The sequence below is a fragment of the Wolbachia endosymbiont (group A) of Tromatobia lineatoria genome, assembly GCF_964028565.1.
Taxonomy (GTDB): Bacteria; Pseudomonadota; Alphaproteobacteria; order Rickettsiales; family Anaplasmataceae; genus Wolbachia; species Wolbachia pipientis.
Window position 1 is genome coordinate 656,240 of record NZ_OZ034791.1, and the last position, 14,029, is coordinate 670,268.

Below are 14,029 nucleotides of genomic sequence, written 5' to 3' on the forward strand. Positions count from 1 at the left end.
GATAATAACCTCAGGGCTTCTTTTGCCTTTTTTTTCATTTGGTAAATTTCTTAATGTTTGTGGCTGAACGACAACCGTCATCCCGCTACTTGTTAGCGGGATCTCTTGTTAGCGGCTGAGATACCGCGAATGAATCGCGGTATGACGTAGGACTGCTGTCATTCCAGCGCGTGACGCTGGAATCCAGCCTTTCACGCAATCCCATCAAGAACGTTGTATTTTACATAACACTTTTATGCTTACCAACTTAATAAAATTCCTGGATCCCAGTGTCTGGGCACTGGGATGACAGGCTAGCCTGACAACCGTCATCCCTGTAAAGATCAAGTATCCCACTACGTGTTAGCAGCTAAGAGATACCGCGAATGAATCGCGGTATGACGGTTAAGCAATTCGTCATCCCGCTGCTTGTTAGCGGCTAAGAGATACCGCGGCGGTATGACGTAGGACTGCTGTCATTCAAGTAGCTGAAACTGGAATGAAACGTCATAAAGGAACCAGTGTCAGCTACTTGGATGATACCTTTTTTCTACTTAGTTTGGGTTATGCAAGAAGTCTATTTACTTCTTAACTTGACGCACATGATGTCTTGCAGCATCATCTACTGTCTCTAAATAAATCATTGCTAGACATATACCACTGTGTACTTCTACGGATACCTTATTGCCTAAACTTCGATTAAAGCAAGAATTTTTTCCCGGAAAAGCAAGATTACTAAGGTGCAGTTCCCATTTTAATCCTTTAGTTGATATTTGAGCTCTCGGTATACCAAGTAAAGATATTTTAGTATTTTTTGGCAAAGAAAAAAAATGGGTAATACCTTTTTGTAAAGTGTAACCTACCATGGGAGGTGAAGGTGTGTAAAAGATACTGCCCGTACTTAGAAAAATGTTAATATTCTGTAGTATGTGATCAATTGCTCCTCCAGTAATACCCGTTACTATTGATGGCAATAACTTTACTGTTTTTAAGTGAGCCATTGCTTTAGAAAAGTCGCAATAATCTTGATCAGGTAGATATATCGTATTCAAATTAGCACGTAAATCCAGATTTACGCTATCCAAATCTCCTACTACAAGATCGGGTTTTACGCCAATTGATAGAAGCTTGTTTGCTCCTCCATCTACAGCAATAATAGGTATATCTCGTTTAAAAAACGATGAGCTCGGTATTTTTCCATTTAGCACTACAATAGAACGATATTGTTGTTGTGTACTGCAGTGCAGCACATGATCATGGTGCAGGTTTTGCATCGTAGTAACATTTTTGAATAATTGATATTATGCTAATCACTAATCCAGCAATATTGCTAAGCACCACAAAAATTGAGCTCTGGTAAAGACCATAGCCAATCCAAGACAATGAACAAATAAGATAGTTTACTAACATTAACATCGATACATCACGAGTAACTTTAGTGATATATGCTTTATATACTTGAGGTGATAATCCAATTAGAGATGCAATTAACGCAATGAAGCCGAAGCATTCTTCAATATTTATATACATACATTTTCCTACGCTTGCTTTAACAATATCAGGTTCAAAGGGTTGTACTTTATGTACTCTCAGCTTTTCTAGAGCACCCCTAATGCGTGTAATTTATAACATCATTTAGTCTATTAATCAAGAAATTAATAGTGACTTGCATTTATGAAACCCAATCGGCTTCTATGCTAATTATTATCTAAACTAATCGTCGGTTGTGCATCTTGCTCAGAGATTAGGGCAACCAACAAATTATTTATCAATTGAACCTTTTGCTTGCCATCTAATTGTAAGCTTTTGTTTTTTTCAAAATGAGCTATTACTTCCTCGACAATTCCTATTGCATTTTGCACTATATGCCTTCTTGCCGAAGTGATAGCATGTGCTTGTTGACGCCTTAACATTGCTTGTGCAATCTCGGACGAATACGCCAAATGCGATATTCTTGCTTCTGTAATCTCAATTCCTGCAATATCTAATCTTTGTTGTAACATTGACCGCAATTCATCTGAAATTTTATCAGAATTTTTACGTAAAGACTCCTCATCGCTTTCGCTATCATACGGATAATTGCTCGCCAATTCTCTAATTACCGAGTCACTTTGTACAAAAACAAATTCGTGATAGTTGTTAACATTATAATACGCCTTTGCAGGACTGCTCACTCTCCAAACAATTACTGCAGAAATCTCTATTGGACTTCCATTTGCATCATTCACTTTTATTTTTTCTGTGTTGATATTTTGAAATTTTAGAGAAATGACATGTTTGTTTGTAAATGGGATTGTGATAAACATTCCTGGTTTAAAATAAGTTCCAATATAATGACCAAAAAATTCTATCACTCTTGCTTCATTAGGATGATTGATAAAAAACCCTGTAGGTAAAATTATGAATAGGATCACGAATAGGATCACAAATGGGATTATTAATACTAAAGCAGTACCATCCATTGAAACCAGGCTATTGTGTATTAAAGCCAGAGTATCATACATCGCAAGTAGTGATAACGGTATTGCCATTAGTATTACCGCTAGTATTAATGCAGGAAAAAACCGAATTTGACTCAAATTTCTATCGTTTATCGTATTCTTATCCATATTGTCTTTAAACTTCTTTTTCACTTGAACCCTCTCTGTTGATCGTTTTATTTATCTTATTTACAAATAGTTTAAACTCTCTTAATTCATGATCAGGCAATTTTACTTTAGTTTTATGTGCTATCGTAAGCGGATCAATGTGTTTGCCATTATATATAACTTCGTAATGTAAATGGGGTCCTGTTGCAACACCAGTGCTACCAACATAAGCGATGATCTGCCCCTGCTTTACTTTAGAGCCTAACTTTATATCGCCACTAAATCTACTTATATGCGCGTAACAGGTTGAATATTCATTTTTGTGTTTTATTTTGATGTAATTTCCATAGCCACCATTCTTTCCTATATATTCTATCACACCCTCTGCAGCAGCGTATATGGGAGTGCCAAGTTTAGCTGCATAATCCACTCCTTTGTGAAAAGCAATTTTACCGCGAACAGGATGCTTTCTATTGCCAAATTTTGAGGATATGCGATAATCTCCATTTAAAGGATTTGCAAAAATTTCGCCATTTTTTAAGCTTATTCCTTCTTTATTAAAATACCTTTCTTTGCCGTCTTGCGATTTATAATGATATAAACTAATAGCTTTCTTGTTTATTGTCAGTGAAGCATATAAAATTTTTTCTTCAGTCTTCTGATTATTAGGCAATCTCTCAAAAAGAACCTCCAATTTACTCTTCGGCACAATGTCTTTTTTAAAATCAACACCGAAATCTTTATATATGTTGATCAATTTCACCACTGTATTTGGCGCCAACCCTTCCGTGGCAAAAAAGGAAGATTTTATGGTACTGGATATGAATAACAACTTTCTATCACTTTCTGTCGTCAAAGTAGCTTTTTTTTTTCTGATTCCATGCTGGAATGGCTGTGCAAGATCTGTTGATGTTTCAGCGGTATATAACGGTAAGATAAAGAGCAGCATAAATACAATCAGCTTCATCATTTAAACAGCATCAACAAAAGTAAAATTACCTTCCACATACTGTACATCATCATTATCTTCTAATTCTTCAACCAATGCAGATAATTTATCAATCAACTCTTTATCGCTAATTTCAATCAGATCTTTTGGCTGCCATGAAAGACGAGCAAGTTCTGGTTCTCCGAATTTTGCATAAAAGGCATCGCGTACTTTACCAAAATCTTTTATTTCACAAGTTATAACGTGTAATCCTTCTTTGTCATTTTCCTCAACATTCAATACTTCTAATTCGATTCCATGACTGAATAAATCATCAAAATTCACACCCTCTGCTTTATAGACGATTAAGCCTACATGATCGAAAAGGTAACTAACACTTCCTGTTTCTCCTAAATTTCCACCTTTACGAGAAAAGATATAACGTACCTCAGAAGCAGTACGGTTGCGGTTATTAGTCAAGGCATGGACAATGAGTGCAGTACCAGAAGGCCCATGACCTTCATATTGTATTTCCTCGTAATTTTCTCCAGCAACGTTACCAGTTGCATTTTTTATTGCTGTTTCTATTTTATCTTTTGGTAGATTTTCCTTGCGTGCAGCAAATATAGCAGAGCGAAGGCGCGGGTTGAGTTCGGGTAGCCCTTGCTTTGCAGCAACTGCTATTTCTCTAATCAGCTTCGTAAATTTTTGAGAGCGCTTTGCATCCTGAGCAACTTTCCGGTGTTTTATATTTGAAAATTGTGAATGACCAGCCATATTCAAATAGTTAAAAATCTAAATTATATATAAAAGCATAGAAAAAGCTAAAGCAAATTTTCAAGCCTCCGGCTTGGCATCTTGCAGGTTTTCTGCTAATAACATACTTTCATACTGCTCAGCTTCTAAGTCAAGGCCAATAGCTGAATGGGCTGCTATTAAATAGTTAATAGATTTAGAAAAATATTTAGAATCCTTATAGCTTGCCATATTCTGGAAACGCTTAATTGCTGCTAAATATTCACCACGCCTCAGGTAAAATTTACCGATAGAATACTCTTTTGTTGATATATGTTCTGTGATTAATTTTGCTCTTTCCTTTATCTCGTCTACATATTCGCTGCCTGGAAAGAGATTAATGTACTCAGTGGCTAGCTCTAAAGTTTTATATGCAGTTTGCTGTCCAAGTTGCACTTTATTAATTTGCATGTAATAAGATAATACTCTTAAGTAGTATACATATGGTAAATCTTCACCATTTGAATAAACATATATATAATCATCCATATCACTTGTAGCACTGCTATAGTTACCCATATTATAGTGAGAGACCCCAGATAATAATTTTGCTTTCATTGCCCAATAAGAAAAAGGATACAAATCCTCTATCTTATGAAATGCCCTAATAGCTTGTTTATATTTTTTCTGGTCAAAAAGTTCAACTGCTTCTTCATATAGTTCAGTTTCAGTTTTTTCAAGATCATCCGCATACGATTGTGTAAAGGAGCAAATTAGGAAAATAAAGCACGTGATTAAAGTCTTATACATAAGATTTTTTTCGATCAAAATAAAGTATAGACCTAAATATTACTTAAATAAATAAATTTCTTAGGCAACAGCCGGTCCTTCTTCTTTATAACTACGGTCAGAACTACCTGCATTTCTTGATTCACCTCGTCCTTCCACTTTTGGATCTTTCAGCGTCTTACTGTAGGAATGTATAGTTAAGACCTGTACAGCCATAAAAATTGCAATACCTACCAAGCCTAAAGTAGTTCCAACAGCAGGATTTAAGGACGATGCTAATGCTATTAACATTATCCTTCTTATTAAAAATACAGAAGAACCAGCAAGCGCCAATCCGGCTACAGATATATTGCTAGTTTTCTTGCTAGATTTCTCATCAAGATCAGACTTTTCTGTTTCCTTTTTCTTATTTTTTTCATGCTTATCAATATAAGAAACAAGAGTTGCAAGAAAAGCAATTGCATTGGCAAGAAATAAAATTGCATCCTCTGCTGCTTCAAGTGAAGATGTTTCACCCATTATCATACCTACAATAACCAGTGCAGTTGTTATAGCCTCAATATAGATCAAACACTGACCTATATCAGAAATATTGTGCTCTTTTTCCTTTACTTCCTCTCCATTTTCAATAATCTCCAACTCTCGTTCTTTTTGTGCTATCTTCCTATTATTGTAAATTAAATATAGCGTACAAATAAGAGATAAGACTGTAAAAGGTAATATAGTGTGGCTTAGCGCGCCACTTATCACGCCAAGTAATACCTGATCGCTATATGTTTTTTCCAGTTCAATCGCCATCAGCAATGTAAATGGGACCATTGTTGCCAATGATGCACATTTTCTATATAGCTCTCTTTTTTTTAGTGCTAATAGTTCTTGTTCTAGCCTTTCTCTTTTGACTTCTTTATCAACTGTTGGCCAAAAATCCCAAAAAAACTCTTCTAATGGTTCAAAATCTCTTTTTTTCTTATTCTTTCCTGGAACCTTTTTAGTAGAAGAAAATTTGCCACTAGGTATTTTCATAATATTAACCTAATTAGTAGTAAGTTAATACAATTATACACCTTTTTGCTTTCTGAGTCAATATCACTAAGATATTAACTACTCTTGTCTATTAACTATTTCCTAGGAGATTTAATCAATCTATTTGATGCCGGCTAGGATATAATTATAGCCTGACCACATAGTTATAATAGCTGCAACCCATAAACAAATCGCACCTGTATATTGAATCATATAATAATCGTTCATTATTAGCGCTACTACAGCAACCATCTGCAAAAATGTTTTAATTTTTCCAGCTTTGCTTACAGGTAGACTAACATTTGTAGCTATCAGAAACTCCCGTAAACCCGAGACTAATATCTCCCGACAGATGATGATAATCGATGGTACTATTGTAAAATCATTTATCTTATGCTTATAAACTAGCATAATTATCGTTGAAACCACTATTAATTTGTCAGCAATTGGATCAAATAGCTTGCCAAACTTTGATTGGACTTTCCACGCACGCGCCAGGTAACCATCAAAAAAATCCGTAATGCACGCAAACACAAAGATTGATATTGTTATCAGGCCTGCATATTTATTTTCTATATAAAAACTTAATATTATTGCTGGTATTGCAAGTGCACGAGAAATTGTAAGCAAATTAGGCACGTTTTTTTTAAGCATGTAATATCATCTTACGTAATAGGTAAACTTATACAGAAGTACAACAGAGTTCACAAGTTAATAATTTACAATTGAACATTTATAAAAACTCCATATACTTAAAAAATACAAGCTTAAAATATAAGGATGTAATGATGAACGATGATTTAGATAGTACCACAAAACAAGAAGCGCTTAAGTATCACAGCAGAGGTGGTAACCCTGGTAAAATTTCAATCATGCCAACAAAACCTTTATCTACCCAGTATGATTTGTCACTTGCTTATTCCCCTGGTGTTGCAGCTCCGTGCCTTGAAATAGCTAAAAATCCTGAGGTTGTTTATGATTATACAGCAAAAAGCAACTGTGTTGCTGTCATTTCAAATGGCACTGCAGTGCTTGGACTTGGTAATATCGGTCCTCTTGCTGCAAAACCTGTCATGGAAGGCAAAGCTGTTTTATTTAAGCGTTTTGCTGATATTGATGCAGTTGATATAGAAGTTGGTACAGAAAATATAGAAGATTTCATCAATGCAGTAAGGTATCTTGGGCCAAGTTGGGGGGGGATAAATTTAGAAGATATAAGATCTCCCGATTGTTTTATAATAGAGAAACGCCTGAATGAACTGATGGATATTCCAGTGTTCCATGATGACCAGCATGGAACTGCGGTGGTTGTTGCAGCTGGCATAGAAAATGCTCTTGATATTGTTGAAAAGAAATTAGAGGACGTTAAGATCATTATGAATGGTGCTGGAGCAGCCGGTATTGCATGTTTAGAAATACTAAAGTCCATGGGCGCTAAAAATATAGTGCTGTGTGATAAGCAAGGAGTAATATACAAAGGTAGAAACGAGGATATGAATGAGTGGAAGGAAAAGTATGCAATTGATACTTCCGAACGTTCTCTACTTGATACAATAAAAGGCGCTGATGTATTCATCGGACTATCTGCAAAAGATGTGTTAAATGAAGAGATGTTAAAGAGTATGGGCAAAGACCCGATTATTTTTGCTCTTGCCAATCCCGATCCAGAAGTAAGGCCTGAGTTTGCAAAATCTGTGAGGCCAGATGCAATAATTGCAACTGGTAGGTCAGATTACAACAACCAAGTCAACAACGTAATGGGTTTTCCTTATATATTTAGAGGGGCACTTGATGTACATGCAACAACAATAAATGATGAAATGAAAATTGCAGCTGCAGATGCAATAGCAAAGCTTGCCCGTGAGCCAGTACCAGGTGAGGTATCTGCAGTCTATGGCGGTCGTAAAATGGGCTATGGACGTGAATATATAATACCTACTCCATTTGACCCAAGATTAATTTCTATAGTAGCTCCTGCTGTTGCAAAAGCCGCAGTTGATTCAGGTGTTGCAAGAAAGGCAATACAAGATTGGAGTAAATATGAAAATCAATTAAAATCTCGTCTTTCTAATGTTCTCAGCACGCTGAATTTACTATCTTCACATATGTAATTTATTGGATAAAGTTAAAAGTGATAAACCAACCCAAACTCTAAGCCATATATGCCAAACCTATTGGTAATGGTTGCAGTTGTTGATTCAACACGTGCAGTTTCATCAACTTTACTTCCTCCACCGGCAGGAATATATCCTTCACCAGCTAGTATCTTTATTCCTGGTACAATATCTTTAAATTGGTTATCAAGGATACCAAAATAGCGTAAACCAGCAAATGCTTGAGTTTGTGCTGTAAGTTGGTGATTGATACCAAGTTTTGCTTGGTAAGCCAAGGCATATCTGGTTTTTCCTAGAAATTTAACCCTAGTTACACCTGCACCAATACCAACATATGGGGTGAATGGCATTTTTGCTATATTAAAATCACGATATACATTGACCATTCCAGCTAAGTTATTAAAACCTTCATTTTTCATCTTAAATGCAGCTCTGAACTCTGCTTCAACACTACAATTTTCTTGAATGTGAATATCAACCTTTCCACTTCTCCAAGGTGAATTGCATTCCGCTCCAGTAGACGCATCATTGTGACGACGAAGTTCAATATATCTTGCTTTTTTCTTATCTGAATAATCTTCATCATATAAGTTAGTCTGAGAATATAAGCCTTCAAACTCAACTCTCATATTTTTGAATAAATACCCTATTGCAGCACTACCGGCAAACCCTGGAACATATTTAGGACTGTATCCAGCTTCAATTCGCTCCTTCTTATTAAAACTAAAAACCCCCTCTGTTATATTGTCACCTGCATCTTCTTTTCCTTCTAGAGAACCTATTGCATTGAAGAATGCTCCAAAATAGTTAGCTTTGATGTAAACATTCTCTAAGTTATTTATTTTATCATCGTAAGATAAGCACCTAAATGAAAAAGTTAGCAAAACCAATAGATATGTGAATTTAAATCTTTCGCCTACCACAAAGCCTCCCTGCATAATTTGTCATTCCATTATTATAGTATGCTTCTATTTTTTATGATAGCAACTTTTTATTGCGCTCAATCGTTTTAGATTTATAATGAAAGTATTGTAATTTAAAGCAAATCAATGACTATTGCAATTCACGAATTAGAGAGGATCATCAAACAATCGTTCCCCGACGCTGATATAAAGATTCATGATCTTGCTGGAGATGATGACCATTATCATTTAAAAATAAACTCCAAGTGTTTTCTTGGAAAGACAAAAATAGAACAGCATAAAATGGTATATAAAGCTCTGGAAGGTCAGTCTATACACGCCTTGCAACTGGAAACTAATACTTAAAAATAAGGTGAATTTATGAGCAATTTTGAACAAATAAAAAAAGATATAACAGAAAATGATGTGGTATTGTATATGAAAGGCACTTCTGATTTTCCTCAATGCGGATTCTCTGGACTCGTCGTGTCAATCCTAAAAAAATTGAACGTGAAGTTTAAGTATATTAACGTGTTGGAGAATGATGAAATACGTGAATCTATAAAAAAGTTTTCTGATTGGCCAACAATTCCACAATTATATATAAAGGAAGAGTTTATTGGTGGTTGCGACATCACTCGCGAGATGTACGAAAAAGGCGAACTGCAAAGTTTATTGAAGGAAAAAAAAATTATTGCGGAATAAGTACCAAGAAACCAGTGCCCAGACGCTGGATAACGTAGTATAGCTATGAAAAAGGATCTTATGTCTTAAACCGTATCCGTTCAGGGGAGCGGCAAAATAAGGTAGACAAAGCAAGATAATAATGTTGATGTTAACACTATTGTCAAGTTTACTGGCCTTTCTATTAGTGAGATTGAAGAATTAAGTGTGAGCGGTTACAAATAATTTACCATTTCTTCTGGTTTCACTATCCTTTCAAACTCTTCCTCAGTGAGCAGTTGAAGTTTTGCTACTGCTTCTTTTAGAGTGATATTTTCTTTATAAGCAAGCTTCGCTATTTTTGCTGCATTGTCGTACCCTATATGCGTATTTAATATAGTGACCAACATCAACGACTGATTCAGTAAATCTTTTATCCTCTCTTCATTTGCTTTAATACCAATTACACATTTTTCTGTAAAATTTAAACTTGCATCAGCTAAAAGTCTTATAGACTGCAAAACATTGTAAATTATCACTGGCTTAAACACATTCAATTCAAAATGACCGTTTGAACCACTAATGGTTACAGCAACATGATTTCCCATAACTTGAGTGCATACCATAGTCACCGCTTCACACTGAGTTGGATTCACTTTACCTGGCATAATTGAAGAACCAGGCTCATTTTCCGGTAACATTATTTCCCCAATTCCGCATCTTGGACCAGAACCAAGCAACCTTATATCATTTGCAATTTTCATTAAACTGACTGCTACTGTATTGAGTGTTCCACTGAGCTCAACTAAAGCATCATTTGCTGCTAGCGCTTCAAATTTATTGCCTGCTGAAGTAAATGGAAGGTTAGTAATTCCTGCAACTTGCTTTGCAAAATCTTCAGCAAAACCCTTTTTAGTATTGAGTCCCGTGCCAACCGCAGTGCCACCTTGTGCAAGCTCGTATATACCACTTAAAGTTGATTTTACTCTCTCTATCCCCTTTTTAATCTGGACTGCATAGCCAGAGAACTCCTGTCCTAGTGTTAGGGGCGTTGCATCTTGCAGATGAGTACGTCCTACTTTTATTATATCTTTAAATTCCTGAACCTTATTATCCAGCACCTTATGCAATTTTTCAAGATTTGGAATAAGCAAGCAGTTTATTTGCTCTGCTGCTGCTATATGCATTGCTGTTGGAAAGGTGTCATTTGACGACTGACCATAATTCACATGATCATTTGGATGTATTGGAGATTTACTACCCAAATTACCACCTAAAATCTCTATTGCACGATTGCTGATCACTTCATTCATATTCATATTAGTCTGCGTTCCGGATCCGGTTTGCCAAACAACAAGCGGAAATTCATTATTAAATTTGCCATCTATTACTTCCCTCGCGGCTGTGCAAATTGCGTCCCCTACCCTATCATCTATAACACCATGTTTCATATTAACACGCGCTGCTGCAAGTTTTACTATTGCTAATGCTTTAATCAGAGGCTCTGGCATTTTTTCTGTGCCAATCTTAAAATTTTCTAAAGAACGCTGAGTCTGTGCTCCCCAGTAATGTTCACTTGGTACTTTTACTTCCCCTAAGCTGTCTGATTCTATTCTCGTCTTTCTATCCATATTTTCCTCCTGGTGTTATGCAAACTGGTTCACTACATAATTTTTTCATGCCTACTTCTTGGTTAATTAAATCATACTAGATCCAAGTAGTCAAGTGTACGAACATTGCAATTTTCAGTTAACTTGCATGGTAGATGCAAGTAGCTGACACTGATTCACTTTATGATGGTGTCATTCCAGTCTGGAATCCAGCCTTTTCATAATCATCAAAACGTTGTATTTTAACATAAAACGGCTACTTTTATGCTTACCAACTTAATAAAATTCCTGGATCCCAGTGTCTGGGCACTGGGATGACACCCTTCTGGTGGACTCAAATCACGATGTTTGCACAGCTGTACGCTTAGTTCTGGTTGCACGCTACCATTCTTGTACATCCATAAATAGAAAATTTACGCTTTAAAAGGATCATATACATCGATTTCCTTAGAATTACTCTTTTTCAATTTTTCACTTAATAATCTTAAAATAGGCTGTAAATCACCATTAATTGATAAGCACAGCACTTCTTTATTGAGATAATTAACTAGGTGATTCTTCTTTTCCAGAATTTCTGCTTCCCTCAATAAGTCGCATTTGTTTAATACTACAATCTCTTCTTTTTCAACAAGATCACTATTGTAAAGTTCCAATTCATTATGGATACAACTATAAGCCGAAACAACGTTATCGTGAGTTACATCGATTAAATGAAGTAAAATTTGACACCTTTCTATGTGCTTTAAAAATTTATGCCCGAGCCCAACTCCAAGGTGAGCATCAGTAATTATTCCAGGAATATCTGCTATTACAACTTCGCTATCATCCACTTTTACCATGCCTAAATGAGGTCTTACGGTGGTAAATGGATAATCGCCTACTTTTGTATCGGAATTTGAGCAGCGAGTCAAAAATTTTGATTTACCTGCGTTTGGCATGCCAATAATTCCAACATCTGATAAAACTTTTAGTTTTAATAATACATGTTTTTCTTCGCCAGGCTGACCGTAAGTAAAATGTCTTGGTGCCTTATTAGTAGAAGATTTAAAATTAGTATTTCCAAGTCCACCTTTTCCACCCTGTGCTACTTGAAATTCCATACCAGGCTTGTCAAGGTCTACTATTATCTCTTCACTTTCTTCATCAATTATTTGTGCACCGACTGGAACTTTAAGTATAACGTCTTTCCCTGCTGTGCCAGATCTATCCCTGCCTGCACCATTTTTTCCACTATCTGCTTTAATGTGTCTTCTATAACGAAAATGAAGCAAAGTGTTGAGATTAGCGTCGCTGATGAAAACTATGTTTCCACCCTTTCCTCCATTACCACCATTTGGACCACCAAATTCAACGAACTTTTCTCGACGAAAACTTGCACAGCCATCACCACCGTCACCAGCTTTTAAAGACAATTTTACTTCGTCTATAAAACCCATGCTAACCCACGATAATATTTAGCATCCTTTCCTAATGCGCTTTCTATTCTGATTAGCTCGTTATACTTCGCGAGTCTATCAGAACGCGATAGCGACCCGGTTTTTATTTGCCCGCAATTTGACGCAACTGCTATATGAGATATTGTTGTGTCTTCTGTTTCACCTGAGCGATGAGAAACAACAGCTTTATAGCCATTTGATTTTGCCATTTCAATAGCAGCAAAAGTTTCTGTTAACGTCCCTATTTGATTTGGCTTGATCAGTACAGCATTTGCCATTTTTTCCTCTATTCCTTTGCATATCAGTTCATAATTTGTAACAAACAAATCATCCCCAACCAATTGAATTTTACTCCCCAATTTTGCAGTAAGTAATTTCCAACCTTCATAGTCGTCTTCACTCATTGCATCTTCTATAGAAATTATTGGATATCTTTCCACAAGATTACAATAATATTCAGTCAACTCTTCTGAAGTAAGATCTCTGTGTTCAAATTTGTAAATTCCATCTTCATAAAAAGTAGATGAAGCAACATCAAGGCCTAGTGCAAAATCACTTTGCGCTGAATAACCTGCTGATTCTATAGCGTGTATGATCAAATCAAGTGCTTCTTCAGTACTTTCAATATTTGGTGCAAAACCACCTTCATCCCCTACATTTGTGCTATAACCTTTTTTCTTAAGAATGCTACGTAAGTTGTGGAATACCTCCGCAGATATTCTAATCGCTTCGCTGAAAGTCTCAGCACCGACCGGAAGAATCATGAATTCTTGGAAATCGAGCTTATTGTCTGCATGTACTCCACCATTAATTATGTTAATGAGTGGAACCGGCATAACACTCGTCTGCTTTCCTCCCAAATATCTATATAGCGGCATTTTGAAACTGTTTGCTGCTGCTTTTGCAACTGCAAGAGACACACCCAAAGTTGCATTTGCTCCAAGTTTTGATTTGTTTTTTGTTCCATCCAGTTCAATTAATGCTTTATCAATTGCATTTTGGTCCGCTGCATTCATTCCAATGATTTCATCTGCTATTATCCCATTTACAGCTTGAACAGCTTTCAGTACTCCCTTACCACAATACCTTTTCTCATCTTGGTCCCTGAGTTCCAAGGCTTCTAATTTACCGGTTGAAGCTCCAGAAGGTACAGATGCCCTGCCTATTGCACCATCACAGAGCTCAATTTCTACCTCAATAGTGGGGTAACCCCTGCTATCTAAAATTTCTCTTGCAAATACGTTATTGATTATCTTATTCAT

At 36.1% G+C, this 14,029-nt stretch carries 16 protein-coding genes and 1 riboswitch; of the genes, 3 read left to right on the forward strand and 13 right to left on the reverse strand.

Going from position 1 to position 14,029, the window contains the following annotated elements; translation table 11 throughout:
• Positions 1 to 560: 560 nt before the first annotated feature.
• The 8 genes from ABWU48_RS03315 to pgsA all read right to left on the reverse strand — a co-directional run bounded on the left by ABWU48_RS03315 (position 561) and on the right by pgsA (position 6,696).
• A complete protein-coding gene (locus ABWU48_RS03315; RefSeq protein ID WP_010962623.1) occupies positions 561 to 1,253 on the reverse strand; it encodes a thiamine diphosphokinase in 693 nt (230 codons plus the stop codon).
• Positions 1,234 to 1,509, reverse strand: a complete 276-nt coding sequence (locus tag ABWU48_RS03320; protein ID WP_006280002.1) for a SemiSWEET family sugar transporter — start codon at positions 1,507 to 1,509, stop codon at positions 1,234 to 1,236. Before ABWU48_RS03320 ends, ABWU48_RS03315 begins: the two co-directional genes overlap by 20 nt.
• Positions 1,498 to 1,600: riboswitch (TPP riboswitch) on the reverse strand. Its footprint overlaps the gene before it by 12 nt.
• A gap of 76 nt (positions 1,601 to 1,676) precedes the next feature.
• A complete protein-coding gene (locus ABWU48_RS03325; RefSeq protein WP_264706173.1) occupies positions 1,677 to 2,588 on the reverse strand; it encodes an SPFH domain-containing protein in 912 nt (303 codons plus the stop codon).
• Between the two features lie 7 nt (positions 2,589 to 2,595).
• Positions 2,596 to 3,534, reverse strand: coding sequence for a M23 family metallopeptidase (locus tag ABWU48_RS03330; protein ID WP_264706172.1), 939 nt, complete (start codon positions 3,532 to 3,534; stop codon positions 2,596 to 2,598).
• A 3-nt stretch (positions 3,535 to 3,537) separates the two neighbouring features.
• Positions 3,538 to 4,272 (reverse strand): YebC/PmpR family DNA-binding transcriptional regulator, encoded by a 735-nt coding sequence (locus ABWU48_RS03335; RefSeq protein ID WP_264706076.1) that lies wholly within the window; start codon positions 4,270 to 4,272, stop codon positions 3,538 to 3,540.
• A 60-nt stretch (positions 4,273 to 4,332) separates the two neighbouring features.
• Positions 4,333 to 5,040, reverse strand: a complete 708-nt coding sequence (locus ABWU48_RS03340; RefSeq protein ID WP_209472811.1) for an outer membrane protein assembly factor BamD — start codon at positions 5,038 to 5,040, stop codon at positions 4,333 to 4,335.
• Between the two features lie 60 nt (positions 5,041 to 5,100).
• Positions 5,101 to 6,042, reverse strand: coding sequence for a hypothetical protein (locus tag ABWU48_RS03345; RefSeq protein ID WP_353288241.1), 942 nt, complete (start codon positions 6,040 to 6,042; stop codon positions 5,101 to 5,103).
• 120 nt (positions 6,043 to 6,162) lie between these two features.
• Entirely contained in the window at positions 6,163 to 6,696 is a 534-nt protein-coding gene (gene pgsA / locus ABWU48_RS03350) for a CDP-diacylglycerol--glycerol-3-phosphate 3-phosphatidyltransferase (protein WP_010962629.1), read from the reverse strand.
• Between the two features lie 134 nt (positions 6,697 to 6,830).
• Here pgsA and ABWU48_RS03355 point away from each other — a divergent pair, with 134 nt between their 5' ends.
• A complete protein-coding gene (locus ABWU48_RS03355) occupies positions 6,831 to 8,153 on the forward strand; it encodes a malic enzyme-like NAD(P)-binding protein (protein WP_353288517.1) in 1,323 nt (440 codons plus the stop codon).
• Positions 8,154 to 8,167: 14 nt separating this feature from the next.
• Here ABWU48_RS03355 and ABWU48_RS03360 read toward each other — a convergent pair whose 3' ends face one another.
• Positions 8,168 to 9,094, reverse strand: coding sequence for a P44/Msp2 family outer membrane protein (locus ABWU48_RS03360; RefSeq protein WP_010962631.1), 927 nt, complete (start codon positions 9,092 to 9,094; stop codon positions 8,168 to 8,170).
• A 111-nt stretch (positions 9,095 to 9,205) separates the two neighbouring features.
• Here ABWU48_RS03360 and ABWU48_RS03365 point away from each other — a divergent pair, with 111 nt between their 5' ends.
• Both ABWU48_RS03365 and grxD read left to right on the forward strand, forming a co-directional pair.
• On the forward strand, positions 9,206 to 9,424 hold the full coding sequence (locus ABWU48_RS03365; protein WP_006280012.1) for a BolA/IbaG family iron-sulfur metabolism protein: 219 nt from the start codon (positions 9,206 to 9,208) through the stop codon (positions 9,422 to 9,424).
• Between the two features lie 15 nt (positions 9,425 to 9,439).
• Positions 9,440 to 9,763 carry a Grx4 family monothiol glutaredoxin gene (gene grxD, locus ABWU48_RS03370; protein WP_006280013.1) on the forward strand — a complete coding sequence of 108 codons (324 nt, stop codon included), beginning with the start codon at positions 9,440 to 9,442 and terminating at the stop codon, positions 9,761 to 9,763.
• 194 nt (positions 9,764 to 9,957) lie between these two features.
• Here the strand turns inward: grxD and fumC are convergent, their stop codons facing one another.
• From fumC to eno, 4 genes are all read right to left on the reverse strand, one after another.
• Positions 9,958 to 11,352, reverse strand: a complete 1,395-nt coding sequence (fumC, locus tag ABWU48_RS03375) for a class II fumarate hydratase (RefSeq protein ID WP_353288242.1) — start codon at positions 11,350 to 11,352, stop codon at positions 9,958 to 9,960.
• Between the two features lie 221 nt (positions 11,353 to 11,573).
• Entirely contained in the window at positions 11,574 to 11,729 is a 156-nt protein-coding gene (locus tag ABWU48_RS03380; protein ID WP_179943761.1) for a hypothetical protein, read from the reverse strand.
• 15 nt (positions 11,730 to 11,744) lie between these two features.
• Positions 11,745 to 12,767, reverse strand: coding sequence for an Obg family GTPase CgtA (gene cgtA / locus ABWU48_RS03385; protein WP_353288243.1), 1,023 nt, complete (start codon positions 12,765 to 12,767; stop codon positions 11,745 to 11,747).
• On the reverse strand, positions 12,755 to 14,029 hold the full coding sequence (gene eno / locus ABWU48_RS03390; RefSeq protein WP_353288244.1) for a phosphopyruvate hydratase: 1,275 nt from the start codon (positions 14,027 to 14,029) through the stop codon (positions 12,755 to 12,757). The genes cgtA and eno overlap by 13 nt, the downstream gene beginning before the upstream one ends.